27 protein-coding genes are annotated in these 24,155 nt (G+C 66.6%); 17 read left to right on the forward strand and 10 right to left on the reverse strand.

From position 1 onward, the window contains the following. Positions 1-31 precede the first annotated feature (31 nt). The 6 genes from EV687_RS14740 (at position 32) to EV687_RS14765 (ending at position 4,470) form a co-directional block, all read left to right on the forward strand. Positions 32-328 carry an H-NS histone family protein gene (locus EV687_RS14740; protein WP_122229619.1) on the forward strand — a complete coding sequence of 99 codons (297 nt, stop codon included), beginning with the start codon at positions 32-34 and terminating at the stop codon, positions 326-328. 235 nt (positions 329-563) lie between these two features. After that, positions 564-1,415 (forward strand): BUD32 family EKC/KEOPS complex subunit, encoded by an 852-nt coding sequence (locus EV687_RS14745; protein WP_130466532.1) that lies wholly within the window; start codon positions 564-566, stop codon positions 1,413-1,415. A 26-nt stretch (positions 1,416-1,441) separates the two neighbouring features. Beyond that, a complete protein-coding gene (locus EV687_RS14750) occupies positions 1,442-1,894 on the forward strand; it encodes a DUF441 domain-containing protein (RefSeq protein ID WP_122229615.1) in 453 nt (150 codons plus the stop codon). 178 nt (positions 1,895-2,072) lie between these two features. Continuing rightward, positions 2,073-2,900, forward strand: a complete 828-nt coding sequence (locus EV687_RS14755; RefSeq protein WP_122229613.1) for an amino acid ABC transporter substrate-binding protein — start codon at positions 2,073-2,075, stop codon at positions 2,898-2,900. 135 nt (positions 2,901-3,035) lie between these two features. After that, entirely contained in the window at positions 3,036-3,680 is a 645-nt protein-coding gene (locus tag EV687_RS14760; RefSeq protein ID WP_122229611.1) for an amino acid ABC transporter permease, read from the forward strand. A 37-nt stretch (positions 3,681-3,717) separates the two neighbouring features. Further along, positions 3,718-4,470 (forward strand): amino acid ABC transporter ATP-binding protein, encoded by a 753-nt coding sequence (locus EV687_RS14765; RefSeq protein WP_122229927.1) that lies wholly within the window; start codon positions 3,718-3,720, stop codon positions 4,468-4,470. 18 nt (positions 4,471-4,488) lie between these two features. Here EV687_RS14765 and EV687_RS14770 read toward each other — a convergent pair whose 3' ends face one another. Both EV687_RS14770 and EV687_RS14775 read right to left on the reverse strand, forming a co-directional pair. Beyond that, complete coding sequence (locus EV687_RS14770) at positions 4,489-5,109, reverse strand: glutathione S-transferase family protein (protein ID WP_122229609.1); 621 nt, start codon at positions 5,107-5,109, stop codon at positions 4,489-4,491. A 68-nt stretch (positions 5,110-5,177) separates the two neighbouring features. Further along, positions 5,178-6,098, reverse strand: coding sequence for an NAD(P)H-binding protein (locus EV687_RS14775; protein WP_122229607.1), 921 nt, complete (start codon positions 6,096-6,098; stop codon positions 5,178-5,180). A 191-nt stretch (positions 6,099-6,289) separates the two neighbouring features. Between EV687_RS14775 and EV687_RS14780 the strand changes: the two genes are divergently transcribed. Beyond that, positions 6,290-7,027, forward strand: a complete 738-nt coding sequence (locus EV687_RS14780; RefSeq protein WP_122229605.1) for a GntR family transcriptional regulator — start codon at positions 6,290-6,292, stop codon at positions 7,025-7,027. A 262-nt stretch (positions 7,028-7,289) separates the two neighbouring features. On the opposite strand, the gene EV687_RS14785 is transcribed toward EV687_RS14780, so the two are convergent. From EV687_RS14785 to EV687_RS14810, 6 genes are all read right to left on the reverse strand, one after another. After that, positions 7,290-8,237, reverse strand: a complete 948-nt coding sequence (locus tag EV687_RS14785; protein WP_122229603.1) for an ornithine cyclodeaminase family protein — start codon at positions 8,235-8,237, stop codon at positions 7,290-7,292. A gap of 104 nt (positions 8,238-8,341) precedes the next feature. Continuing rightward, the gene (locus tag EV687_RS14790; protein ID WP_122229601.1) at positions 8,342-9,094 is read right to left on the reverse strand and encodes a sulfite exporter TauE/SafE family protein; all 753 of its coding nucleotides are present in this window, start codon (positions 9,092-9,094) and stop codon (positions 8,342-8,344) included. Between the two features lie 6 nt (positions 9,095-9,100). Beyond that, complete coding sequence (locus tag EV687_RS14795) at positions 9,101-10,558, reverse strand: aldehyde dehydrogenase family protein (RefSeq protein WP_122229599.1); 1,458 nt, start codon at positions 10,556-10,558, stop codon at positions 9,101-9,103. A 96-nt stretch (positions 10,559-10,654) separates the two neighbouring features. Next, complete coding sequence (locus EV687_RS14800; protein WP_122229597.1) at positions 10,655-10,933, reverse strand: 2Fe-2S iron-sulfur cluster-binding protein; 279 nt, start codon at positions 10,931-10,933, stop codon at positions 10,655-10,657. 2 nt (positions 10,934-10,935) lie between these two features. Next, on the reverse strand, positions 10,936-11,259 hold the full coding sequence (locus tag EV687_RS14805) for a ferredoxin (protein ID WP_122229595.1): 324 nt from the start codon (positions 11,257-11,259) through the stop codon (positions 10,936-10,938). Positions 11,260-11,308: 49 nt separating this feature from the next. After that, the gene (locus EV687_RS14810; RefSeq protein ID WP_122229593.1) at positions 11,309-11,614 is read right to left on the reverse strand and encodes a 2Fe-2S iron-sulfur cluster-binding protein; all 306 of its coding nucleotides are present in this window, start codon (positions 11,612-11,614) and stop codon (positions 11,309-11,311) included. 207 nt (positions 11,615-11,821) lie between these two features. On the opposite strand from EV687_RS14810, the gene EV687_RS14815 reads away from it, so the two are divergent. From EV687_RS14815 to EV687_RS14845, 7 genes are all read left to right on the forward strand, one after another. After that, a complete protein-coding gene (locus tag EV687_RS14815; RefSeq protein WP_122229591.1) occupies positions 11,822-12,553 on the forward strand; it encodes an iron-containing redox enzyme family protein in 732 nt (243 codons plus the stop codon). A gap of 212 nt (positions 12,554-12,765) precedes the next feature. Further along, complete coding sequence (locus EV687_RS14820; protein WP_122229589.1) at positions 12,766-13,245, forward strand: GlcG/HbpS family heme-binding protein; 480 nt, start codon at positions 12,766-12,768, stop codon at positions 13,243-13,245. Positions 13,246-13,777: 532 nt separating this feature from the next. Next, entirely contained in the window at positions 13,778-15,331 is a 1,554-nt protein-coding gene (locus EV687_RS14825) for a hypothetical protein (protein WP_122229587.1), read from the forward strand. Positions 15,332-15,467: 136 nt separating this feature from the next. Then, positions 15,468-16,919 carry a gamma-glutamyltransferase family protein gene (locus tag EV687_RS14830; protein WP_242612666.1) on the forward strand — a complete coding sequence of 484 codons (1,452 nt, stop codon included), beginning with the start codon at positions 15,468-15,470 and terminating at the stop codon, positions 16,917-16,919. Positions 16,920-16,989: 70 nt separating this feature from the next. After that, a complete protein-coding gene (locus EV687_RS14835; RefSeq protein ID WP_162846614.1) occupies positions 16,990-17,751 on the forward strand; it encodes a ferredoxin--NADP reductase in 762 nt (253 codons plus the stop codon). A gap of 245 nt (positions 17,752-17,996) precedes the next feature. Continuing rightward, on the forward strand, positions 17,997-18,971 hold the full coding sequence (locus EV687_RS14840) for a porin (protein WP_122229581.1): 975 nt from the start codon (positions 17,997-17,999) through the stop codon (positions 18,969-18,971). A 126-nt stretch (positions 18,972-19,097) separates the two neighbouring features. Next, a complete protein-coding gene (locus tag EV687_RS14845) occupies positions 19,098-20,069 on the forward strand; it encodes a bile acid:sodium symporter family protein (RefSeq protein ID WP_207226488.1) in 972 nt (323 codons plus the stop codon). A gap of 33 nt (positions 20,070-20,102) precedes the next feature. Here EV687_RS14845 and EV687_RS14850 read toward each other — a convergent pair whose 3' ends face one another. Together EV687_RS14850 and thiE are read right to left on the reverse strand one after the other, a co-directional pair. Further along, positions 20,103-20,822 carry an ABC transporter ATP-binding protein gene (locus EV687_RS14850; protein WP_122229577.1) on the reverse strand — a complete coding sequence of 240 codons (720 nt, stop codon included), beginning with the start codon at positions 20,820-20,822 and terminating at the stop codon, positions 20,103-20,105. A gap of 7 nt (positions 20,823-20,829) precedes the next feature. Then, positions 20,830-21,504: a thiamine phosphate synthase gene (gene thiE, locus EV687_RS14855; protein WP_122229575.1), complete on the reverse strand. Its 675-nt coding sequence runs from the start codon at positions 21,502-21,504 to the stop codon at positions 20,830-20,832. A gap of 345 nt (positions 21,505-21,849) precedes the next feature. Here thiE and thiS point away from each other — a divergent pair, with 345 nt between their 5' ends. The 3 genes from thiS to moeB are packed head-to-tail and all read left to right on the forward strand — an operon-like array spanning position 21,850 to position 24,149. Continuing rightward, positions 21,850-22,104 (forward strand): sulfur carrier protein ThiS, encoded by a 255-nt coding sequence (gene thiS, locus EV687_RS14860; protein WP_122229573.1) that lies wholly within the window; start codon positions 21,850-21,852, stop codon positions 22,102-22,104. A gap of 46 nt (positions 22,105-22,150) precedes the next feature. Continuing rightward, positions 22,151-22,960, forward strand: coding sequence for a thiazole synthase (gene thiG / locus EV687_RS14865; protein ID WP_122229571.1), 810 nt, complete (start codon positions 22,151-22,153; stop codon positions 22,958-22,960). 37 nt (positions 22,961-22,997) lie between these two features. Next, positions 22,998-24,149, forward strand: a complete 1,152-nt coding sequence (gene moeB / locus EV687_RS14870; RefSeq protein WP_122229925.1) for a molybdopterin-synthase adenylyltransferase MoeB — start codon at positions 22,998-23,000, stop codon at positions 24,147-24,149. The last annotated feature ends 6 nt before the right edge of the window (positions 24,150-24,155 follow it).

A 24,155-nucleotide genomic window follows, 5' to 3' on the forward strand; every position in this document is an offset into this window, starting at 1 on the left:
AGCATCTTTGATCATCCAACAGGAATTGAGTATGTCGCAACTGAACGAGCTATTGCTGCAGCGCCAGCAACTGGACCAACAAATCAATGAACTGCGCCAGCAGGAACGTGCCGATGCACTGGCCACCATCCACAAGCTGGTGCAGCAGTTCGAGCTGACGGCCCAGGATATCTTTGGCGGCAAGTCCGCCAGCCGTGTCTCGGCTGGTGCCAGCAAGAAGGTCGCGGCCAAATACCTCAACAAGGAAACCGGTGAAACCTGGACCGGCCGCGGCAAACCACCGCGCTGGATTCAGGGTCAGGACCGTGAAAAGTTCCTGATTGGCTGATTGGCTGATCGCTGCCTGCGAGGGCAGGGAAGATCTGGAGACGCAAGTCGACGGGTTTTGAAGAAATCCGACGCCCTGATCAGGGCGTCGGATTTTTTATGCGCCATATCAGTGCATCAGCCCAAGAACCTGGGGACAGGCATGGCATTGGGCACGGCCACGCGAAGACTTTAAAATAACGGATTTTGCGTCGATGCAGTGCCCGCGCGGGTCCGTTCATCGGTGCGGGTGGCGCATGGTGGACCATAATCATTGCGGGATTTCGGCGGAATCGGTGGAGCAGACCGAGGATTGGCAGGCGTTCTTGCAGCATCGGTTGTCGCAGCAGCAACGACTCGCGCAGCGTTATGAACAGGCGGGCCGCTTCGTCTGGATCAAGCGCGCCGCGCCATTGCGCAGTCCATGGCGCTATTGGGCGCAGGGCGCGCTGGCACGCGTGCTGGGTTTTGCCTGGTTGCGGCCGGTGTCGACACGCATGGGCGGGCCGGCCTCGCTGGCCGTGGAAGTGCGGCGCCTGCGCCAACTCGCCAGTGCCGGCGTGCGGGTGCCACATGTGCTGGCCGTGCAGGTGGATGGCTTCGTCATGGATGAGTTGGGCACGCACAGCATCATGGATGTGCTCGATGCCAGCCTGGCCAGTGGTGCGACCGAACGCATCCTGCCGGCTTGGCGATCGGGTCTGGAGGCATTGGGCGCACTGCACGACACGGGCAATTGCCTGAGCCAGGCGTTCTGCCGCAACATGGTGATAGGCGATGCGGGCCAGATCGGCTTCATCGATTTCGAGGATGACCCGCAGGCCGTGCTGCCATTGGCCCTGTGCCAGGTGCGCGATGTGATGTGCTATGCGCAATCGGGGGCGCTGCAGTTGCTGGTCAGCGGCGGCATGACCGAGGCACAATCGATCTGGCACGCCTGGTTGCAGCAACGCCCCGTGCCCGTGCAGGCAGAGGTGGCGCGGGCGGTGCGCCGCCTTGGCTGGTTGCGCCATCTGCCCGCCGACCGCCGCTGGGGGCATGACACGCAGCGTGTCAAGGCCGCCTATTTGTTGCTCAGCGGTGCCGATGTGACTGGGCAGACGCCCTAGGCTTCCAATTCTCGACGAACCCCATCATGTCCCTGTTCGATTCCACCTCACTGATTCTGCTGGCCATCGCCGGCCTGGGCATCGTCAGCCACAACACCTCGGTGGCCGTGGCCATGCTGTGCCTGCTGCTGATCCGGCTCACGCCGCTGCATGTCTACTTTCCGCTGGTGCAAAAGCACGGCCTGACGGTGGGCATCATCATTCTGCTGGTGGCGGTGATGACTCCGATTGCCAGCGGCAAGATCGGCCCGGCCGAGTTGCTGCGCTCCTTCATGCATTGGAAACCGCTGCTGGCGGTCATCGTCGGCGTGGTGGTGGCCTGGCTGGGCGGCCGCGGGGTCACGCTCATGGGCAGCAATCCGGCCATCGTGCCGGGGCTGATGGTTGGTACGGTGCTGGGCGTGGCGTTTTTCAAGGGCGTGCCGGTGGGCCCGTTGATTGCCGCGGGCCTGCTCTCGCTGTTGCTGGGCAAGTCCTGAGCGAACCGGGCGCGCGGCTGCGGCTTGGTTGAAATCACCGGCAATACCGGCGAGAATGCCGGGTTGCGCCTCGGTGCCCGGGAATCCCTGGTGCGCAGAGCGCGCCTTCGGGCCTTTCTCGATGTCTTTTCCGATGTGGTGCGGGTGTCCGTGCCATCAACCTCCCAATTTGCCGACCATGCTCAAACTCAAATCCCTTCTGCTCGTTCCTGCGGCCGTTCTGGTGGTCGCCTGTGGCAAGTCCGACAACGCACCTGCGCAGCAGCCGGCTCCCAGCCAGCCCGCGCCGGTGGCCGAGGCCCCGGCGCCCGCGCTGCCTGCGAAGATCGTGGTCGGCCTGGACGACAACTTTCCGCCGATGGGTTTCCGTGACGAGAAGAACGAACTGGTCGGCTTCGACATCGACATGGCACGCGAAGCGGCCAAGCGCATGAACATCGAGGCCGAGTTCAAGCCGATTGACTGGAGCGCCAAGGAGGCCGAGCTCAACAGCCGGCGCGTGGATGTGCTGTGGAACGGCCTGACCATCACCGAAGAGCGCAGGAAGAACATCGGCTTTACCGCGCCCTACATGGAGAACCACCAGATCATCATCGTGACGGCGGCTTCGCCGATCGACGGCAAGGCCGATCTGGCCGGCAAGGTCGTTGGCGCGCAGGAAGGCTCGAGTGCCGTCGATGCGATCCAGAAGGACGAGGCCACGGCCGCCAGTTTCAAGGAACTCAAGACCTTCGGCGACAACATCACCGCGCTGATGGACCTGGGTACCGGCCGTCTGGACGCCGTGGTGGTCGACGAGGTGGTGGGCCGCTACTACGTGGCCAAGCGCGCCAGCGAGTTCCGCGTGCTGGAAGACAACTTTGGCACCGAGGATTACGGTGTTGGCACGCGCTTGGATGACAAGGCCCTGCTGGGCAAGCTCGACGAGACGCTGGGCGCGATGAAGCAGGACGGCACGGCGCAGCAGATCTCCGAGCAATGGTTCGGCGCCAACGTCATCAAGTAAGCCGGCGCGCGCTGGCGTTGCCGATACCACCTGCGGCCTGCAACCGCCCGACCGGAGCCGGTTGGGGCCGCCTCCCCGTTGCATGATCTTTTTTCCCCCTGAAGCGGCGCCGCTGGCGCGCCGCAGGCCCTGCCCATGAACTACGTCCTCTCGATGCTGCCGGCGCTGTGGCAGGGCCTGCAGGTGACGCTGACGCTGTTCGCCATCACGCTGTCGCTGGCGATTCCGCTCGGGCTGGTGCTGGCGCTGGCGCGCATCTCGCGCTTCTGGTGGCTCAGCGGCCTGGTCAATGGCTACATCTGGCTGATGCGCGGCACGCCGCTGTTGCTGCAGATCTTCTTCATCTACTTCGCGTTGCCGGGCATCGGCATCACGCTGCCGGACTTTCCCACCGCGGTGGTGGCCTTCGTGCTGAATTACGCGGCCTATTTTGCGGAAATCTTCCGCTCCGGCATCCAGGCCGTCGACCGCGGTCAGTATGAGGGCGCCAAGGTGCTGGGGATGAGCTATCCGCAGACCATGCGCCGCATCGTGCTGCCGCAGATGGTGCGTCACATCCTGCCGCCGATGAGCAACGAGACCATCACGCTGGTCAAGGACACCTCGCTCATCTATGTGCTCGCGCTCAACGACCTGCTGCGCGCAGCGCGCATGGTCGTGCAGCGCGACTTCAATACCACCGCCTTCGTGGTGGCAGCCGTTTTCTACCTGCTGATGACGCTGGTGCTGACCTGGCTGTTCCAGCGCCTGGAGCGACACTATGCCCGCTATGACCAGTAATGTGCCGGTCGCCGGTGCCGACCTGCAGCCGCGCTGGATGGTGCAGGCGCAGCAGATCGGCAAGTCCTTCGGACCGCACCGCGTGCTCGACGGTGTCTCGCTTGACCTCGCGCATGGCGAGGTAGTGGCGGTGATCGGACCGTCCGGCTCGGGCAAAAGCACTTTTCTGCGCTGTCTCAATCACCTGGAGACCATCGACGAGGGCAGCATAACCATCGACGGCGAGGCGCTGGCCGTGCAGGACGCCAGCGGCCGCAGCCAGTATGTGGCCGACCGCGAGGTGCGCCGCATCTGCCGCAAGATGGGCATGGTGTTCCAGTCTTTCAACCTGTTTCCGCACATGACGGTGCTGGAGAACATCATCGAGGCGCCAATGACCGTCAAGGGGCTGCGCCGCGAAGCGGTCATCCCCAAGGCCGAGGCGCTGCTGGCCAAGGTGGGCCTGCTGGCCAAGCGCGACAGCTATCCGGGTCGTCTCTCCGGCGGCCAGAAACAGCGTGTGGCGATTGCCCGCGCGCTGGCGATGGAGCCCGAGATCATGCTGTTCGACGAGCCGACCTCGGCGCTCGACCCGGAACTCACCGGCGAGGTGCTGCGCACCATGCGCGAGCTGGCCCACGAGCACATGACCATGCTGGTGGTCACGCACGAGATGGGCTTTGCCCGCGAGGTGGCCAACCGCGTGGTCTTCATGGACCAGGGCCGGCTGATCGAATCGGCGCCGGCCGCGCAGTTCTTTGCCCATCCACAGCACGAACGCACCCAGGCCTTTCTGCGGCAGATGCTCTGATATCCCGATGTCTGGTGCTCAGACGTCCTGATTGCGCATGGCCATGGTGCGCAGCGCCGCCGGGCGTTCGAAGCAGCGGGCATGCCAGGCGCGGGCAGTCGGGAAGTCCGTGCCAGCGAACACTGGCAGGCGCTGCAGCACTGCCGCCACATTGAGGTCCGCCACCGTGAAGGCGGGCCCCAGCAGGTAGTCCCGGCCTTGCAGCTGCTGTTCGAGCACGGCCAACCTTGCCCGCACCGTGGCCAGGCCCTGCACCGCCAGGGTGTCGTTGCGCCGCTCGGCTGGCAGCAGGCTGGTGTGCTGGAACCACTGGCGCGCCGGTGGCTCGGCTTCGGTGGCTGCCCACAGCGTCCATTGCAGCGCCTGCGCCTGCTGGGCCATGTCCTCGGGCCAGAGCGTGCCCTGGCCATGGCGGCGCGCCAGATGCAGCGTGATGGCCAGCGACTCGAACAGCACGATCCCGTCGTCATCGATCACGGGCACCGTGCCATTGGGATTGAGGCTCAGGTATTCGGGCTGCTTGATCTGCTCCGAGCGGAAGTGCAGCGGGATGTGCTCATAGCGCAGGTTCAGTTCGTGCGCGGCCCACAATGGGCGCATGGCGCGCGAGGCGGCGATGCCGTAGATCTTCAGTGTCATGGTGGTCGAGAGGAGAGTGGTGATTGGTGCTTGGATGGGGATGGGAAGAGCTGGAATGCCCCGGTGTGTTACACCAGTGCCGCCAGGCGGTTGAGGTAGTGCTGCGGCGGCCGGGCCGGCTGACCCAGCAGGCGCGGCGTGGCATCGGTGACGGGGGCTGCTTCGCCCCGTGCAATCAGTTCGGCGAACTGGCGCTTGACATGGCGCAGGAATGGCGTGGGCTGGCTCGATTGCAGTTGGTGCGCATATTCGGCGTTCGTCAGTGGACGGTAGCGGATGCAACGGCCCAGCCGTTCGCTCAGGTGGGCGGCGATGTCGGTGAAATCCATGGCGGACGGGCCGCTCATGACGATGGGCTGGCGGGCCGGCAGGGCCTGCACGGCCAGAAGGTGCGCGGCCATGTCGGCAATGTCCTCGATGTCGGTGAAGGCCACCGCCGCATTGCCATAGGGAGAGGTGATTTCATCGCCATGTTCGAGCGGTCCGGCCAGGCCGCTGAGCAGGGCCTGGGTCCAGGCGTTGGGCCGGATGATGGCCACCTCGCCGGGATGGCCGGCGAGCCTGGATTCAATGCGGTGGTGCAGGGCGCCGGCCAGCGTGCGTGAGGGCGGCGTCATGGTCCAGTGCGAGCCGGAGAGCTTGACGATGCGCGGCACGCGCAGCGCGGCCGCGGCCTCGATCAGCCCGATCTGCAGCTGGTCCATCGTCTCGCCGATCGGGCTGAGCAGGAACACGGCATCGACCCCCTGCAGCGGCCGGTGGAGCGTCTGCGGGCTGGCCAGATCCGCCGTGAACCAGCTCAGGCGGTCCAGGCTGTCGGTCTGCTCGAACACCGGGCGGCGGCTGATGGCGCGCACGTGGTGGCCCAGCTGCAGCAGGCGCGGCAGCAGCAGCCGGCCGAGCTTGCCGGTGGCACCGGTGATGGCGATGGTCCTGGCCGGTGCGGCTGCAACCGGTGGATGCGAGATGGAAAGCAGGTTGGGGTACATGGCAGGATGGGGGCAGGGGGGCCTGTTTCGCGGATGGACAGCCGGATTCAGGTCATGGTGGAATGTGCAGGGGAAAAGTCATCTATTCCGCATGGCAAAATTGCATACAACATATAATTTGCCATGGACATCGTTGGCGCAGCGGCAGCCTTGCCGCACTTGATTGCGTCGCATTTCAGAATGAAAAGACCATGGACTCTTCCATCAAGCCACGCCGTCTGGGTGACATGCATTCGCCATTGACGGAGCTGGTCACGCAGGCGCTGCGGGAAAAGATTCTCAACGGCGAGTTCAAGCCGGGCGACCGGCTTGTCGAGGGACATCTGTCGGAGCTGCTGGGGGTCTCGCGCATGCCGATCCGCGAGGTGCTGCGCACCCTGGCGGCCGAGGGTATCGTCACCATCGAGCCGCGCCGCGGCGCCAGCGTCACCAAGTACACGCCCGAGCAGATTGAGGAAATGGTGGAGGTGCGCGCCACACTGGAGGCGCTCAATGCCAAGCTGGCGGCGCGCCGCCACGACCCCGATCAGATCGCCAAACTGCAACGTCTGCTCGATGCCGGCTCCAAGCTGGGCAAGGACGCCGATACGATGGCGATCCTCCGCGACAACGCCGAATTCCACGAGGCCATCACCCGGGTGGCCGCCAATTCGGTGCTCGGCGAGATCATCCGCTCGCTGCGTGCGCGCACGGCGCTGATCTTTGCCAATTCGAGCCAGTTCCGCATCCGTGAGAACTGGGAAGAGCATGCCGCCATCCTGCGCGCGGTGATCTCCGGCGATGCCGAGCTGGCGGCTCTGCTGGCGGCGCGGCATGTCTATAACGCAGCCCGCAGTGCCGAGGCGCTGCCCGCACTGCCTGGCGAGGCGCCGTTGCAGCCGGCAGAGGCCGGCGCCTCCCTGCCGGTGGAGAGCCTGGCCAAGGGCTGAGAACCTGTTCACAATCTTTTCGCGGATCAGGCTGCCCCGGCAGGCGCGTGCTGCGGTGTTACAAATCCTCGCCGGGCCACCAACCCGGCTGCGGTTTGCGCCTTGCAACCACGATTTTTCAGACACAACGGCAAGCGCGCCAAGACTTTGAACACGCTCTGGGACGCGTTGGGCGCGTGCCTGTTCGGGCGCGGGGCCGATGCCGGTCTTTTGATGATTTGCGCGCATCATCATCCATCCACGCCCTGTCTGGCCCGGCGGTTCAATGACCGGCAGGTCGCTGCAGCCCTTGCTGCAGTTTCTTCCAGGCCAGGCCGGCCAGCGCCACGTCCTGCAGCCCGACCCCCACCGATTTGTAGATGATGATGTCGTCCGGGGACTGGCGCGGCTGCAGTTCGCCCGTGAGCACTTGCGCGAGCTCGCCGAGTTTGTTCTCGATGCGTAGTTCGGGCGCGGCCATGCGCAAGTCGCCGGCTTCCTGCAGGCTTTGCGGCTTCCATTCGACGATGATGCTGCGCGCCCGCGCCAGGGCGGTGTCATCGAGTTCCCGGGTGTGCGGCAGGCTCGAGCCGATGGCGGCGACGAACGCGCCCGGCTTGAGCAGGGTGCCATCGAAGAGCGGCGCGGTGGCGCGCGAGGCGGTCACGACCACATCGGCGTCCTGCACGGCCTCGGCGGCGGTGCAGGCACGCAGCTTGACCTGGCGCGCCTCGCTTTCCTGCTGCAGATGCGCCAGCTGCTCGGCGGACAGATGGGGATCGAAGATGCGGATTTCGCGCAGCGGGAAGGCCTCGCGCAGCTGGCGCAGGTGCGAGAGGCCCTGCTGGCCGGCTCCCAGCACGGCGAGCGTCATGTCCGGATGGACATGGGCCAGCCGGCGCGCCGCGAGCACGGAGCAGGCGGCGGTGCGCAGCCGCGTGATGGCGGCCGCGTCGAAACTCGCCAGCGCCTGCCCGGTCTCGCTGGAGAACAGCAGGATGACGAAGGAGAACTGCCCCTGGATGGTGGTGTAGACCTTGGCGCCGACCACCTGCTGATCCGGAATCACTGCGCCCAGCGTGGAGAGCTTGATGCCCTGCGCCTCGGTACGCACGCGTGCCTGCATGGCCGCACGGGCATGGCCGAAATCCTGCCAGGCCTGCAGCAGGGTCTGCTGGGCGTCGGCAGGCGTGATCAGGGCATCGATGGTGGCGTCGGAGATGTGTTGCATGGTGGGCTTGGAACGGATTCAGGGAAATGCGGGGAGGCGGCGTTGCGCGCATCTGCATTCGCGTTGGTGTGTGTGGCGCAGGTGGCGCGTGCGGCCGTGCGGCGTCATGTCAGCACCACCTTGATCAGAATGCCGACGGCGCTGAAGGCCGAGAGGCCCAGCAGCAGAGGCCGGGCCTTGCCCGCCAGGCGTCGGCCGATCGGGCTGGAGATGGCAAAGCCCAGCAGCATCCAGGGCAGCAGCAGGCCGGCGAGCGCGAGGCCGTGCAGGTCGAAACGGCCGATGCCCACCAGGATGAGCACCGAGAAGGCGGCGCCGAAGCTGAAGATGCAGCCCATGGTGGCGCGTACCCTGGCCGGCGCCTGGTTCTGCATCAGGATGGCAAAGGGGGCGGCGCCGGCCGAGGTGACGGTGCCCATGATGCCGGACATCACGCCTGCGGCGCCGAGGCTGGTCGCGTCCTGCACGATCTTCCAGCCGCCCAGGCTCATGGCCACCGCCGCCAGAATCATCAGCGCGAAGGCGACCGACAGCGCGTTCGGGCTGAGCAGCACCATCAGCAGCGCCGCCAGCAGGGTGCCGGCGATGCGGCCGGCGGTGCCGATGCCGACCGCCTTCCAGTCGACACTGGCGAATTCGCGCCAGGCGCTGAGCGTCGAGAGCAGGCAGCCGAGCACCAGCAGCGGGCCGGGTACCAGCTCGGGAAAGAACAGACCGGCAATCGGCGCCGTGAACATCGCGAAGCCGATGCCGCCAATGCCCTGCAGGCAGGAGGCGATCGCAATGACGAGACCCATGCCCAGGTAGCTCCAGGTGCCCAGGCTGCCCGGCAGCCAGCTTTGCAGCAGTGCCCACATCGCGCGTCAGCCTCCGAGGTAGACCGCCTTGATGCGCGTGTAGAAGTCCATCACGTTGGCGCCGCCCTGTTCCTTGGCGGCCTGGTTGCTCGAGTGCTTGAAGCCGCCGAACGGCGCATTGAGCGAGACGCCGCCAGTCGGGCTGTTGACCTTGACGATGCCGTGCTGGGTGCGCTGTGCGAAGGCGATCACCTTCTGCAGGTCGTTGGTGACCAGCGAGACCGCCAGGCCATATTCGGTGTCGTCGGCCAGGGTTGTGGCCTCGTCGAAATCATCGAACGGGCAGATGGCCACCACCGGGCCGAAGATCTCCTCCTTCATCAGGCGGCTTTGCGGCGTCACGCCATCGATCACGGCTGGGCTGATGAAGTACCCATGCGCCAACGCCGGATCGCTTTCGCGCAGCGAAGCACCGCCGGTGACCACACGCGCGCCTTCGGCGCGGGCGATGTCGATGTAGTTCAGCACCTTCTCGTACTGCTGGGCGGTGGCCACCGGCCCCATGCCCACGCCTTCGGCCGTGCCGCGGCCCACCCGTATGCCACGCGCCGTCTCGGCCAGCTTCTCCACCATGGCTGCGTACAGTGGCCGCGCCACCAGCACGCGGCTGGTGCCGGTGCAGGCCTGGCCGGTCAGGCCGAAAGCGCCGCGGCGGATGATGGCCGCGGCCTTGTCCAGGTCGGCGTCGCCCAGCACGATGGTGGCGTTCTTGCCGCCCATCTCCAGTTGGCAGCGGGTGTCGGTCGACAGTGCGGCGGCAATCTGCCGACCCACCTGGTAGGAGCCGGTGAAGGTGAGGGCGTCGATGCCGCGGCTGGCGGTGATCGCCTGGCCCACGCTGGCGCCGCGGCCATGCACCAGCGCCAGCAGGCCGGCGGGCAACCCGGCGTCGAGCAGCACTTCCACGAGGCGCTGGCCCATCAGCGGAGTCACTTCGGACGGCTTGAAGATCACGCCATTGCCTGCCGCCAGCGCCGGCGCGATCTTGCGCGCCGCCATCGAGAGCGGGAAGTTCCAGGGCGTGATCACCGCCACCACGCCCACCGGCTGGCGCAGCGACAGCACCATCTGGCCGGCCTCGCTGGCGTAGGTCTCGCCGCCCAGCCGCAGCGCTTCGCCGGCGTAGAGGCGGAAGTTGGCGGCAATGCGGCGCGATTCATTGAGGGCCTCGCCCAGCGTCTTGCCTTCCTCGCGGGTCAGCTCGGCGGCAATGGCCTCGGCGCGCGCCGACATCAGGTCGGCCGCCTTGAAGAGCACATTGGCGCGCACTTCCGGCGAAGCGGCCGCCCAGGCCGGCCAGGCCTGGCCGACGGCGGCCACGGCGACCTGCACGTCCTCGGCGCCGGAGTCTGGAAACAGGCCGATCAGATCGCGTTCATCGGCGGGGTTGCGGTCTTCGAAGCGGGCGCCGCCCAGCGCGGGTTGCCATTGGCCGGCAATGTGGTTGTGGAAAGTGGTGGTCATGTTGGTGCGATCGGTGCGGATGAAGGGTGCGGATGAAGAGGTCGGGCGGGCGGTGCGCAGCCGTGTTGCCCGGGAGCGGGCAGGTCTTGCCAGGCGTCACCAGGAGACGCTGACGTCGCCCTTGACGAAGGTCTGGCAGGCCATGCGGTAGCCCTGGCTCAGATCGTCATCGCTCAGGTGCTTCTTCTCCTTGGGCTTGACCGCGTCGGTGTTTTCCAGTCCCCGCTCGATGCGGCACTTGCAGGTGCCGCAAAGGCCGCCGCCGCACTTGAACGGGATGCCGCCCTTCTCGCGCAGCGAGACGCGCAGCAGGTTGCTGTTCTCGGGCGCCTCGACGGCCTTGCCGTCATTGCTGATGAATGTCACGGTGACCATCTTCAGTGCCCTCCGCCCGTGGCGCCGGGCAGCGCCGCGGGGACCAGCCGGATGTCCATGTCGCCGAAATGCGTCAGCTCGCCGAGCGCGCCGCGGGCCGCCTCGAGCGTCTCGAACTTCTCCAGGAACTTGGAGGGCACCAGGTTGACCACCGGCGGCAGCCCCTCGTCGACCACGCGGACCTTGACCGGGCGATCGATGGTGGCAATGACGAACTGCGCGCGCTTGCGCCCATAGAAAACATAGTCGTAGCACTCGACGGCCTCGATGCCGTCCACGGCCTCGGTGCGGTACTGGCCGTCCTTGCTGGTCAGGATGACGTACATGGCGGGACTCCTCGAAAAAACAAAGCGATGAATGAGAGCGCGGCGACCGTCAGGCGCCGGGCGGGTCTTCCTGGACCAGCTCGACGTCGTGCTGGATCCACAACTGGCAGGCCAGGCGATAGCCTTGGTCGAGCTTGTCGCCCAGCTGCTTCTTTTCCTTCCAGTTGGGCGTGCCCAGGTTCTCGGCGCCGGCCAGGACCTTGCAGGTGCATTTGGCACACTTGCCCATCCCGCAGCCGTAGCTCAGGTGGGGGAATGGAAATTGCTTGATTCCTGCCCGGACCACCAGATTGGTGTTGGGCCGCACCTCACCTTCGTAGGCGCTCCCGTTCTTGTGAAAGATGACTGTTGGCATAGCGATACCTTGGATCGATTTATGCATACTGTATACCAAGAAGACAAATTCAAACAAGAAATTGTTATCTTTGGCTTCTTTTTAAGTATACTGTATACATAGAGGTTGGCGGAAGCATCCTCTATGCCGGGTTGTGCAGGCGCTGGCTCGCCATGAGCCTCAGTGTCCGTGCCGCCGATCGTTCACTGAACCTGATGGAGTTGAGATATGTCCGAGTTGTTGAGCCGCGATGAACTGCGCACCGCCCTGGAAAAGGCCATCCAAGGCAAGAGCGCGAACAAGGCCCCTTTCAGCGTGGCCTGGGCCAGTGGCCAGCTCAGCCGAGCGCACCTGGCGCGCTGGGCCGAGAACCATTACCACTATGTCGGCCCCTTTGCCGATTACCTAGGCTACGTCTATGCCCGCATGCCCGAGCACTTCACCGAGGCCAAGGATTTCCTGCTGGCCAACATGTATGAGGAAGAGATCGGCGGCGATCGCCACACCGACCTGCTGATCCGCTTTGCCGAAGCCTGTGGCACCACGGCCGAGCGTGTCAGGAACCCTGACAACATGAACGCCACCACCCGCGCGCTGCAGAGCTGGTGCTATTGCGTGGCCATGCGCGAAGACCCGATCGTCGCGGTGGCCGGCCTGGTGGTGGGGCTGGAGTCGCAGGTGCCGTCGATCTACCGCCGCCAGACCCCGACGCTGCGCGAGAAGTACGGCTTCACCGACGAGGAAGTCGAATTCTTCGACCTGCACATCGTCTCCGACGAAATCCACGGCGAGCGCGGCTACCAGATCGTGCTCGAACACGCGACCACCGTGGAACTGCAGCAGAAGTGCCTGAAGATCTGCGAGATCGGCGCCCAGATGCGCCTGCTCTATACGACCGCGCTTTACTACGACTACGTGCAACAGGAGCTGCCGCTGGACCAGCTCAAGATGGCGGCCTGATGGTCAGGCGCCTCGGGTGGGCGGCAGCGGGTGTGCAACGCGCCGCCGCTTGGAAGCGGGCCGGCGCCGGTATTTTTGCAGCCGGTCCGCTACCCAGGGCGCGCCGCACCACCCCGGCCCGGCCATCCTGCGCATGGGCAGGTAGGTCGATGAACCACGCCAGAGACCTGCGCAGCGGCATGGCAATCACGAATTGAACAAGGACAGGGAAGATGAGAACCACAGTGAAACTGGATGTCGCCGAGGCCCGCGCCATGGTGGCGGCAGCCGTTGGCAGGGCACACGAGATCGGTGTGCTGGAGACGGTGTGCGTCGTGGACGAAGGCGGTTTTCCGCTGGTGCTCGAGCGCATGGATGGCGCGCGTGTGACCGGCCCGCAGATCTCGTGGAACAAGGCCTTCACGGCCGCCACGCACAAGCGCTCCACGCACCTGTTCAACACGCCGCCCAATGGTCCGGCTTTGCCGGGCAACGAGGCATTCGGCATTCAGTGGAGCTTCGAAGGCAAGTTCGCAGTGTTTGTCGGGGGCTTCCCGGTGGTCGTCAATGGCGAAGTGGTTGGCGGCGTGGGCCTGAGCGGCGGCAATGGCGAGCAGGATACGCAGTGCGGCGTCGCGGCCTTGCAGGCCCTGCAGGCCTTGTTGCAGGAGCAGGGCGCGAAGGTGCTGACCGAGGCTGACATCAAGGTCTGAGGTCGGGGCGCAACATCGAGATGGGGCTTTTCGGCCCGGTCGATGGCGCGCTCCCGCCCTGTGCCTGGCATGCGTGCCAATCCTGGTGGGGTATGGCGGCTTGGCACCCGGTAGAAAGGGGTGGCTTGAGGTGGCTCAGCCACCTTTTTTCATGTGTGCTGGGGTGTGGCGTGTGCCTGGCGCCATCGGAGCGTGAACAGGTTCGGAAGGATTGCGCACGCGAGGCGCCATATGGCCTGCACTAACTTGATGCGCACCACCTTGGGTCACGCCGATGGCATTTCTGCGAGGCGGTGCATTGAAACAGGGATGACGTTGTCTTTTTGTATTTTGTATCCCTTTTAATGAGTCTGTAGTATCGCGTTGAAAGCATGGAAAAACTGCAACCAATTGACTTACATCATATTTTTTTGAGTGTATTGGGTGTAACGAAAGTTGGTAGGGTTCTTGCTTATAGATCGCCCACCAATGTTGGAATACTGTATACCAACGAATTTGGCTTCCCTACCCAACCCCCTGAAGGAGTCTCACGATGGATGCAAGCGCAACCTTGACTGCTGCGCACTGGATGTATTTGCTGGGCGTGGCAGTGATTGTTGTCACGATGATTTTCCGTGCCAATGTCGTCGTGCCATCAATCATCGCCACCGTTCTGGTGACGTTCGCCTGGACCGGGGACCCCATCGGGGCTCTGGGCAGTGTCTTCAATGCCAGCTTTGTCGCAGCCAAGGAGCTGTTCAATATTTTCCTGGTGATCGCGCTGATGACCGCCTTGCTCAACGCGCTCAAGGAGCTGCGCTCTGACATCCGCATGGTCGAGCCGCTGCGCAAGGTGATGAAAAACGGCCACATTTCCTACTTCCTGCTGGCCATTGCGACGTACTTCATCTCGCTGTTCTTCTGGCCGACGCCGGCGGTGCCGCTGGTCTCCGCCGTGCTGCTGCCTGCGGCGATCGCGGCGGGCATGCCGCCGCTGGCGGGCGCCGTGGCCATTGCCATTGCCGGCCAGGGCATGGCGCTGTCGTCGGACTACGTGATCGGGGTGGCGCCGGGCATCAGTGCCGGGGCCGCCGGCGGCGTGGCCTCGGTGGTGGCCGACCAGGCCCTGGTCCTGTCGCTGATCACCGGGCTCATTGCCCTGGTGTTCGCGTACTTCACGCTGCGCCGCCAGTTTCAGCCCGCCAACAACCTGTTGCTGGTGCGCTGGCAGAACCAGGGCAGCAATCACGAGGCCAAGGCCATCGAGCATGAAAAGCCCGAGGAACTGGAGGAGGGCACCCAGCACAAGGCCTACATCGCCGACGCGGTGCAGTATGACGGCGCGTTCTCCGACTCGGGCCTGGATCATCTGGTGCATGACCAGCCCAGGCGCCTGCAGAAGTGGTCCAAACTTTTTGCGGTGCTGACGCCAGTGGTGTTCCTGCTGGTCATGGCCGTGATGATCCTGCCCAAGCTCGTCTCCGGCATGCCTGATCTCAAGGGCGGCGACGCCGCCGCGCTGGTCGGTGGTGCCGCAGCGGTGCTGATGATTCTGGCAACCCTCGCCGCGCGTGGTGCGGTCGAGATGCTCAATGCCAGTGCCGACCACATCACCGACGGCTTTGTGTTCGCCTTCAAGGCCATGGGCTCGGTGCTGCCCATTGCCGGCTTCTTCTACCTGGGTGCCGGAGAGACGGCCGCGGCCATCCTGGGATTGCCAGCCGAGGAATCGCGCAGCCTGCTGTTCGAGCTGGTGCAGAACGCCGAGGCATGGATCCCGCAAAGCCAGATCCTGGTGGCGTTTGGTGTGCTGGTCGTCGGCATGATCACCGGCATCGACGGCTCGGGCTTCTCGGGTCTGCCGCTGACCGGTGCGCTCTCCGGCGCACTGGCCCCGTCGGTCGGCATGCAGCCGGAAACCCTGGCGGCCATCGGGCAGATGGGCGCGGTCTGGACGGGCGGCGGCACGCTGATCGCCTGGTCTTCGCTGATCGCGGTCGCCGGCTTTGCACGGGTGCCGGTCCAGGACGCGGTGCGCGCGCTGACCCTCCCGGTATTCCTCGGGCTGGCCAGTGCCACGGTCGGCGCCGTGCTGCTGTGGGGCTGAGCGTGAAGATCGGCCGCTGCCCGGCGGCTGATCGCGCCTGGGCACCACGCTTGGGCGCGGTGGCCTGATACCCGTTCCCTTTCCTTCAGTCTTCACCTTTTGATTCGAGATGGACGCACCAACGGATCGAGACCCTGTGTCCGCGCAGGGCGTGCACGGCCAGCACAGCATGGTGGCCACCGGGCATCCGGCGGCGGCCCGCGCGGCCCATGCGATGCTGCAGAGCGGCGGCAGTGCGGTGGACGCCGCGATTGCGGCCGATGCCATTCTGGGCGTGGTCGAGCCGATGGCCACCGGCATCGGCGGCGATGTGCTGGCCATGCTGGTCGAGCCGGACGGCACGGCCATCACCTACAACGGCACCGGACGCGCGCCGCGCGCCTGGCGCGATGAATTGCTGGCGGCGCTGCCACAGCAGAAGATTCCCGAGCGCCATGCCCTGACGCTGACCACCCCGGGGGCCGTGCGCGGCTGGTTCGACTTGCACGCCCGCTATGGGCGCCTGCCGTTCGCGCAGTTGCTGCAGCCGGCCATCGCCATGGCGCGGGCGGGCTTTGCGGTCGCGCCCATTGCGGCGCGGGAATGGGCCCTGTTCGCGCCGGTGCTGCATGGCGATGCGGTGAGCGCACGCCTTTATCGCGCCGAACAACCACCGCAGGCCGGCGAGAGGTTCAGCAATCCCGAACTGGCGACGGTGCTGGAAGACATTGCCTGCGGCGGTGCCGATGCCTTTTACCGGGGGCGGCCCGCACAGGCCGCGCAGCAGGCCAGCGAGCGCCATGGTGGCATCCTCACGGCGCAGGACTTTGCCGAGCACACCGGCTTCTTCGCGCCGCCGCTGCGTGCGGAATTTCGCGGCCTGACGGTACTGGCCTGCCCACCCAACACGCATGGCATGGCGGTGCTCGAAGCGCTCAGGGAGCTGGAGCCGCAAACCCTGCTCCGGGACGAGCCGCGCACCGTGCTGTGCACCGTGCAGGCCATGCGCCGCGCCATGCGCCGTGCCCGCGAGGAGGTGGCCGACCCGGCCGGCACGGTCTGCACGGCGATCATCGACCAGGATGGCCTGGGCATCAGCCTGATGAGCAGCGTTTTCAAGCGCTTTGGCTCCGGCATCTCGGCCGATGGCTGCGGCTTCGTGCTGCAAAACCGTGGCTTCGGCTTTGGCCGTCCGGGCACGCGCAATGCGCCCGGTGCGGCCAAACGCCCGTATCACACAGTGGTGCCGGGTGGCACGCTGCGGGACGGCCGCCTGCATGCCTGCTTCGGCGTGGTCGGCGGCGCCATGCAGCCGCAGGGGCAAGTCCAGATCCTGGAGCGCCTGGCGGCATTCGGCCAGGGCTTGCAGGAGGCGCTGGACGCGCCGCGCTGGCGCCTCGAATCCGACACCGCGCTGGCCATCGAGGCGGGCACGCCGCCGGAGGTGACCGCCTTGCTGCGCGCCAGCGGCTTTGTCGACCCGGTCGGTGAAGGTGAGCTGGGCGGGCGCAGCGATTTTGGTGGCGCGCAATTTGCCATGCGCCTAGCAGACGGCAGCCTGCTGGGCGCCTCCGACAAGCGCAAGGACGGCATGGCGCTGGGCGGCTAAAGCTGGCTGCGACCGCATGGCCACGCTGCCACAACCCGTTTTTATCAATCGATCCAGGAGTTTCAACAAGATGGAAGATCTCGACGCTTTCCAGGTCAAGGTGATCGCGACCCACGAGGTGGCGCAGGACACGCTGGCCGTGGTGCTGGAGAAGCCGGCCGGCTTCGACTACGAGGCGGGCCAGTTCGTCAGCGTCACGATTCCCGGCTTCACGCCCACCGATGAGGATGATGGCGAGCGCATGCTGTCGTTGGCCAGCGCGCCGCACGAGCCGCACCTGCTGCTGGCGATGCGCATGCGCGATAGCGCCTTCAAACGCCACATCGCCCAACTGCGCCCGGGCGACGCGCTCACCATCAGCCCGGCGATGGGCGACTTCGTGCTGCCGCAGGATTGGCAGCGGCCGCTGGTCATGGTGGCTGGCGGCATTGGCATCACGCCGTTCCTGGGCATGCTCCGGCACCTGGGCCAGCGCGCCGCTGTGGCGCCGCTGCCACGGCCGGTCACCCTCCTGTACGGCAACCGCAATCCGGCCTCGGCGGCATTCCGCGAGGAACTGCAGGCGTTGCGCCAGACACTGCCGGGCTGCCGCGTCGTGCATGTCTTCAGCGAAGTCCCGGCCGATGCCGGTGCCGGCGCTGGCGGCGATGACGGGTCGGTCTTCAGCGGACTGATCACGCCGGAGCTGATCCGCCAGGTGCTGCCCGATTGCCGCGACTGCCACTTCTTCGTGGTGGGCCCCGACGTGATGGTGGCCACGCTGCAGGACCACCTCGATGCCTGCGAGGTGCCGCCCGAGCAGGTCACGCTGGAGTTTTTCGCCGGCTACTGAGCGTATCCACGGAGCGCGTATTCCACAGAGCGCGCATTGGCCCTTGCGCGGGCACGGCCCGCACCCCGCACCCGTTTCCAACGGTATTTCCACCGCATTCCGATTGCCTGTCAGCAGGGGCAAGGCCCGAGCCTTGTCTGCCGACGCCCCGATTGCAGCCCATCCGCACCCCGGTTGCCGTGGCGCGGCCCTGCAAAGCCCCCGTGTGAGTGTTTTCCCAACTCTTTTTTGAAAGTAGCCCGACCATGAAGAAATCGATCAGCCAAACCGCTGCCCTCTCCTTCGTTGCCGCCCTGGCGCTGGTGCCCCTGGCCAGTGTGGCCCAATCCTCCGTCACCCTCTATGGCCGGGTCGACCTGGGCCTGCGCTATGACTCCAGCGAGGATGCCAGCGGCCAGAAATATGGCACCCGCATGGCCACTGGCACCAACAGCGCGCTGGGTTTCAAGGGCTCCGAGGACCTGGGCGGCAACACCAAGGTCTTCTTCCAGCTCGAGCACCGTCTCAATGCCGCCGATGGGAGTGCCGCCAACCCGGATTCGTTCTTCACCGAGATCGCGGTGCTGGGCATTTCGGGCGACTGGGGCACGCTGCGCATGGGCCGCTCCGATGGTCCGTTCTGGTACGGGCCCGGCGCCGATGCGTTCTATGGCGACTATGTGGGCGGCCGCGGCGAGCGCCGCGCCGGCGCCGACGACAAGTTCAATTCCGGCGTGATGTACTGGACGCCGGAGCTGGCGGGCTTCCAGGTGCTGGTGGGAACCACGCTGACCGACCGCGCCTCCATCAACGGCGTCAAGCCCAAGCACCCTTTGGCTGCCACGCTGCTGTACAAGGCGGGCGCCTTCAGCGGCTCGCTCGGCTACGTCAAGCGTTTCAACGAGGATGCGGCCATCGGCGGCAGCGCCAGCTACGACTTCGGCGTGTTGCAGGCGTTCCTGAGTGCCGCGCACAACGATGGCGAAGGCCTTGCCGGCATCTCCACCGGCGAGCGGACCACGGCGACCATCGGCGCCGGCATCCCCGTCAGCGCCGTCGCCTCGGTGCGCGTCAAGTACAACTACGATGACAACCAGGACATCAAGACCCAGCACGCCGGTCTTGGCTACTGGTACAGCCTGAGCAAGCGCACCAAGCTCTACACCACCGCCAGCTACCAGAAGACCGAGCACCTCAAGTCCACGCGCGCGCTCGATATCGGCCTGCTGCACGACTTCTGAGCGGCCCAACCCTGATGCATGACCGGGGCGGGCAGGCGCCATGGGCGGGGATCACCGCTGCCGGCGGTGCCTGCCTGTCTTGGTCTGTGCTCTTCAGCGCGTCTTTCCCGAAGTGACTTTCCACGAATCATGACTCTCAGCCGTTTCATCCCCGACCGGTTCATCCTGACCATGCTGGGCGTGGTGGCGCTGGCCTCGCTGTGGCCCGCCCAGGGGCGGATGGAGGCGGCACTGGCCACCGTCACCAATCTGGCCATTGCGCTGCTGTTCTTCCTGCACGGCGCCAAGCTCTCCCGCCAGGCCATTGTGGCCGGCATGGGGCACTGGCGCCTGCATCTGCTGGTGTTCGGCTGCACCTTCGTGCTGTTCCCGCTGCTGGGCCTGCTGCTCAAACCCCTGTTGCAGCCGCTGGTGGGCACGCCGCTTTACCTGGGCATGCTGTACTTGTGTGCGCTGCCGGCCACCGTGCAGTCGGCGATTGCCTTCACCTCGCTGGCGCGCGGCAATGTCCCGGCTGCCATCTGCAGTGCCGCCGCCTCCAGCCTGCTGGGCATCTTCCTGACGCCGCTGCTGGTGTCCTGGCTGCTGGGCGGGCAAGGGGAGGTGGCTGGCAGCACCTTCGACGCCATCGAGAAAATCACGCTGCAACTGCTGGTGCCTTTCATCGCCGGCCAGCTTGCCAGGCGCTGGATCGGTGCCTGGGTGGCGCGCAACAAGCATTGGCTTCGGTATGTGGACCAGGCCTCGATCCTGCTGGTGATCTACTCGGCCTTCGGCCGCGCCGTCAATGAAGGGCTGTGGTCGCAGATTCCGCTGCGCGCGCTGCTGATGCTGCTGCTCTGTTGCGCCCTGCTGCTGGTGCTGGTGCTGGCGTTGGTGTGGCTGCTCTCGGGCCTGCTGGGCTTTGACACCGAAGATCGCATCACCATCCTGTTCGCCGGCTCCAAGAAAAGCCTGGCCACGGGAGTGCCGATGGCGCAGGTGCTGTTTCCGGCCGCCGCCATTGGCGCCATGATTCTGCCGGTGATGCTGTTTCACCAGATCCAGTTGATGGCTTGCGCGGCCCTGGCCCAGCGGTTTTCCCGGCGGCCGCAGTAGCGGGTAGCAGGTCGAGCAGGTGGCGGCAGGTTTTCAGTCGCACATGCGGCCATCGCGCATGTGCAGCCGCCGGTCGCACTGCGCTGCCAGGTGTTCATCGTGCGTCACCATCAGGCAGGCGCTGCGCTGGCCATGGGTGGCGTCCTGGTTGAATTCGCGCAGCAATGCAAAGGCCTGTTGTGCGGCCTGGCTGTCGAGGTTGCCGGTGGGTTCGTCGGCCAGCAGCAGCCGGGGCGCCAATAGCAAGGCACGGGCGATCGCCACGCGCTGCTGCTGGCCGCCCGAGAGCTCGCCGGGCTTTTTGTGGGCCTGGTCATGCAGGCCCACACGCCGCAGCAGCTCCCGGGCCCTGGCGGTGTCGGTGTCGCTGGCGGCGCCGCGCTCGATGCTGGCGGGCATGAGCACGTTCTCCAGCGCACTGAAGGCCGGCAGCAGGTGGTGGAACTGGAACACGAATCCGATGCTGCGCCCGCGCAACCGGGTGCGGGCCGTTTCCGGGAGCTGCGCGGTGTCCATCCCGTCGAGGCGGATTTCGCCGGCGGTCGGCGGCTCGAGCAGGCCGATCAGGTTCAGCAGCGAGCTCTTGCCCGAGCCCGACGGGCCTACCAGCGCGCAGAATTCCCCCGCCTCGATGGTCAGGTCGATGCCGTGCAGCACCTCGGTCTCGACCGGCGTGCCGATGTGGTGCGACTTGCGCACGCCGCGCAAGGCCAGCAGCGGCGCTGGATGAGGGGCAGCGGCATGCGCGGACATGGCCGGTTCAGTCCAGCGGTGGCAGCGCCGCCTTCAGGCGGGCCGTGGCCTCGGCCGGGTCGGGCGCCTGGGTGATGGCGCGCACCACCACGATGCGGCGTGCCCCGGCCTCGATCACCTCGCCGATGTTGTTCAGGTTGATGTCGCCGATGGCAAACCAGGGCTTGGCCGGCGCCAGCTCGCGCGCGGCGTCAGCCACCTCGCGCACGGCCTGAAGGCCGGCGGCCGGGCGGCCAGGCTTGGTGGGCGTTGGCCAGACCGGGCCGATGCAGTAGTAGTCGGCCTCGCTCTGCATGGCGCGCCGGGCCTGGCCGATGTCGTGCGTCGACTGGCCCAGCAGCGCTCCTTCGGCGAGCAGGCCGCGTGCAGCCGGCAGCGGCAGGTCGCCCTGGCCCAGATGCAGGATGTCGGCGCCGGCCAGCCGGGCGATGTCGGCACGGTCGTTGGCGGAGAACAAGGCGCCATGCCGGCGCGCGCTCTCGCGCAGCACGGCAAAGTAGTCGAGTTCCTTGGCCGCCTCCATGCCCTTGTCGCGCAGCTGGATGATGTCGACCCCGGCGGCATAGACGGCGTCGGCAAAGGCCTCGAAGTCCCTGAGCGAGGCGCCGCGGCTGTCGGTGCAAAGGTAGAGGCGGGCGCGCTGCAGACATGCGGCGGCTTGCGGGGACGGGGCAAATGGCATGGCAATCGATGGTGGCTGATCGGTGGTGCTGGTGTAGACTTGCGGGCAATTGTAGGCGGCACGTGAAGGCCGCCCTGCATCCGTTCCAAGTACCGTTCCAAGCACGGGAGCCGGCCATACCGGCTGAGAGGGCAATGCCGCCGCGTCGCACTGGCGCGCGGCAGGTTGCCGACCGTTGAACCTGATCCGGCTCGCACCGGCGTAGGAAGCCACATGACGACGTCCGTTCCCATTCTCGTGCCGCGTTCGCGCCTGCCTGTCCCTTCGGGGCTGGCAGAGGCGCTGCCATGCGCGGCGGCCTGTCGTCCCCCAGTCCCACCCGCCCCGAGCCCGGAGGTAGCTGCCATGTCCGACTCTCACGCCACCCTGTCCATTCTGCTCAACGGCAAGCCCACGCAGACCACCGCTGCCACGCTGCTGCAGCTGATCGCCGAGATGAGCGGCCATGCACTCAATGAGCAGGGCCAGGCCGTCGACGGCACGCGGCTGGGCATTGCCGTGGCGGTTGCCGGGCTGGTTGTACCGCGCGGGCAGTGGCATTGCACCGCCATCAAGGCCGGTCAGCAGATCGAGGTCGTCACCGCCAAGCAGGGCGGTTGAGCGTCGCACTTCATTCACACACCAAAGAGAATTCAAGGAGCCATTCATGAGCCAGGACACCCCCATCCAGACCGCTGCCAGCGTCGATCAGCCGCTGGTGATCGGCGGGCGCAGCTTCCAGTCGCGCCTGATCACCGGCACCGGCGGCGCCACCGACCTGAACCTGCTGGAGCAGGCGCTGCTCGCCTCCGGCACCGAGATGACCACCGTGGCGTTGCGCCGGCTCGATCCGCGCGGCGATGGCGCGGCCGTGTACGCGCTGATCGAACGCCTGAAGCTGCAGGTGCTGCCAAACACCGCGGCCTGCTTCTCGGCACGCGAGGCCGTCACCACCGCCGAGCTGGCGCGCGAGGCGCTGGAGACCAACTGGATCAAGCTCGAGGTCATCGCCGACGACAAGACCTTGCTGCCCGACGTGGTGCAGACGCTGGAGGCGGCGCGCCAGCTCGTGGCCAGGGATTTCGTCGTGCTTGCCTATACCAATGACGATCCGATCGTCGCGCGCCAGCTCGAGGACCTGGGCTGCGCCGCGGTGATGCCGCTGGGCGCGCCCATTGGCACCGGCCTGGGCATTCTCAATCCGCACAACATCGAGGCCATCGTGACCCGCGCCCAGGTGCCGATCGTGCTCGATGCCGGCCTGGGCACCGCATCCGACGCGGCGCTGGCGATGGAGCTGGGCTGCTCGGCCGTGCTGCTGGCCACCGCCGTCAACCGTGCGCAGCACCCGGTGGTGATGGCCGAAGCCTTCCGCCATGCCGTCGCGGGTGGCCGCCTGGCCGCGCTGGGTGGCCGCGTGCCGCGCCGCCGCCATGCGCTGGCCTCGTCGTCGATGGAAGGGCGGGCCTATCTGTGATGCCGATGCGAATGTCCGGTTGCCCATGGATGACGCCATGACTTGTACGCCGCTGGTCGCCGTCAGTGGCCAGCTCGATGCTCTGGAGCAGGCCCGCTACGCGCGGCACCTGGGCCTGCCCGGCTTCGGCACCGAGGCGCAGCTGCGCCTGAAAAATGCGCGCGTGCTGGTGCTGGGCGCCGGTGGCCTGGGCTCTGCCGTGCTGCCGTATCTGGCGGCTGCCGGCGTTGGCACCATCGGCATCGTCGATGACGACGTGGTCGAGCTCTCGAACCTGCAGCGCCAGGTGCTGCACGGCAGCGCGCAGCTGGGCCGGTCCAAGGCCGCTTCGGCGAGCGAGCGCCTGCAGGACCTCAACCCGCATGTGCGCGTCGTCGCGCACCGCGAGCGGCTCGTGCCGGCCAATGCGCTGGCGCTTTTCGGTGACTACGACCTGGTCATTGATGGCACCGACAACTTCGCCACCCGCTATCTCGTCAGCGATGCCGCGGCCATTCTCGGCATGCCCTGCGTGTGGGGCAGCATCCTGCAGTTCGAGGGGCAGCTCAGCGTGTTCTGGCGCGGCCACGGCCCAACCTACCGCGACGTCTTTCCCGAGCCGCCAGAGCCGGGCGAGGTGCCCTCCTGCGCGCAGGCCGGTGTGCTGGGCGTGCTGCCGGGGCAGATCGGCACGCTGATGGCGGCCGAGGCCATCAAGCTCATCACCGGCATCGGCGAGCCGCTGCTCGGGCGCCTGTTGCTCTTCGATGCGCTGGGCACGCGCTGGCGCGAAATGCGCGTCGGCGTCGATCCCGCACAAGCGGCGGTGACACAGCTGGCAGCCGACTACCAGGCCCTGTGCGGGCTGAGCCCAGAGCCCCGGGGCCTGCCCGCCATCTCCGCCGCGGCCCTTGCCGAGCGCCTGCAGGCCGGCACGCACCTGTGGCTGCTGGACGTGCGCCAGCCCGAGGAGCATGCCCGCGCGCACATCGAGGGCGCACGGCTGGTGCCGCTGCCGGAGCTGGCGCAGCAGGCAACCACCTGGCCGATCCAGCCGGGTGATGCCATCGTCGTCTACTGCCAGAGCGGCCCGCGTGCCCGGCAGGCCGCCGCCTGGCTGGCGCAGCAGGGCTATGCCGATCTGCAGGTGCTCGAAGGCGGCATGGGCGCGTGGCAGCAGCACCTGGCGCAGTGTGCTGCCGGGCACTGACGTTTC

This window comes from Corticibacter populi, assembly GCF_004217315.1.
Classification (GTDB): domain Bacteria; phylum Pseudomonadota; class Gammaproteobacteria; order Burkholderiales; family Burkholderiaceae_C; genus Lampropedia; species Lampropedia populi.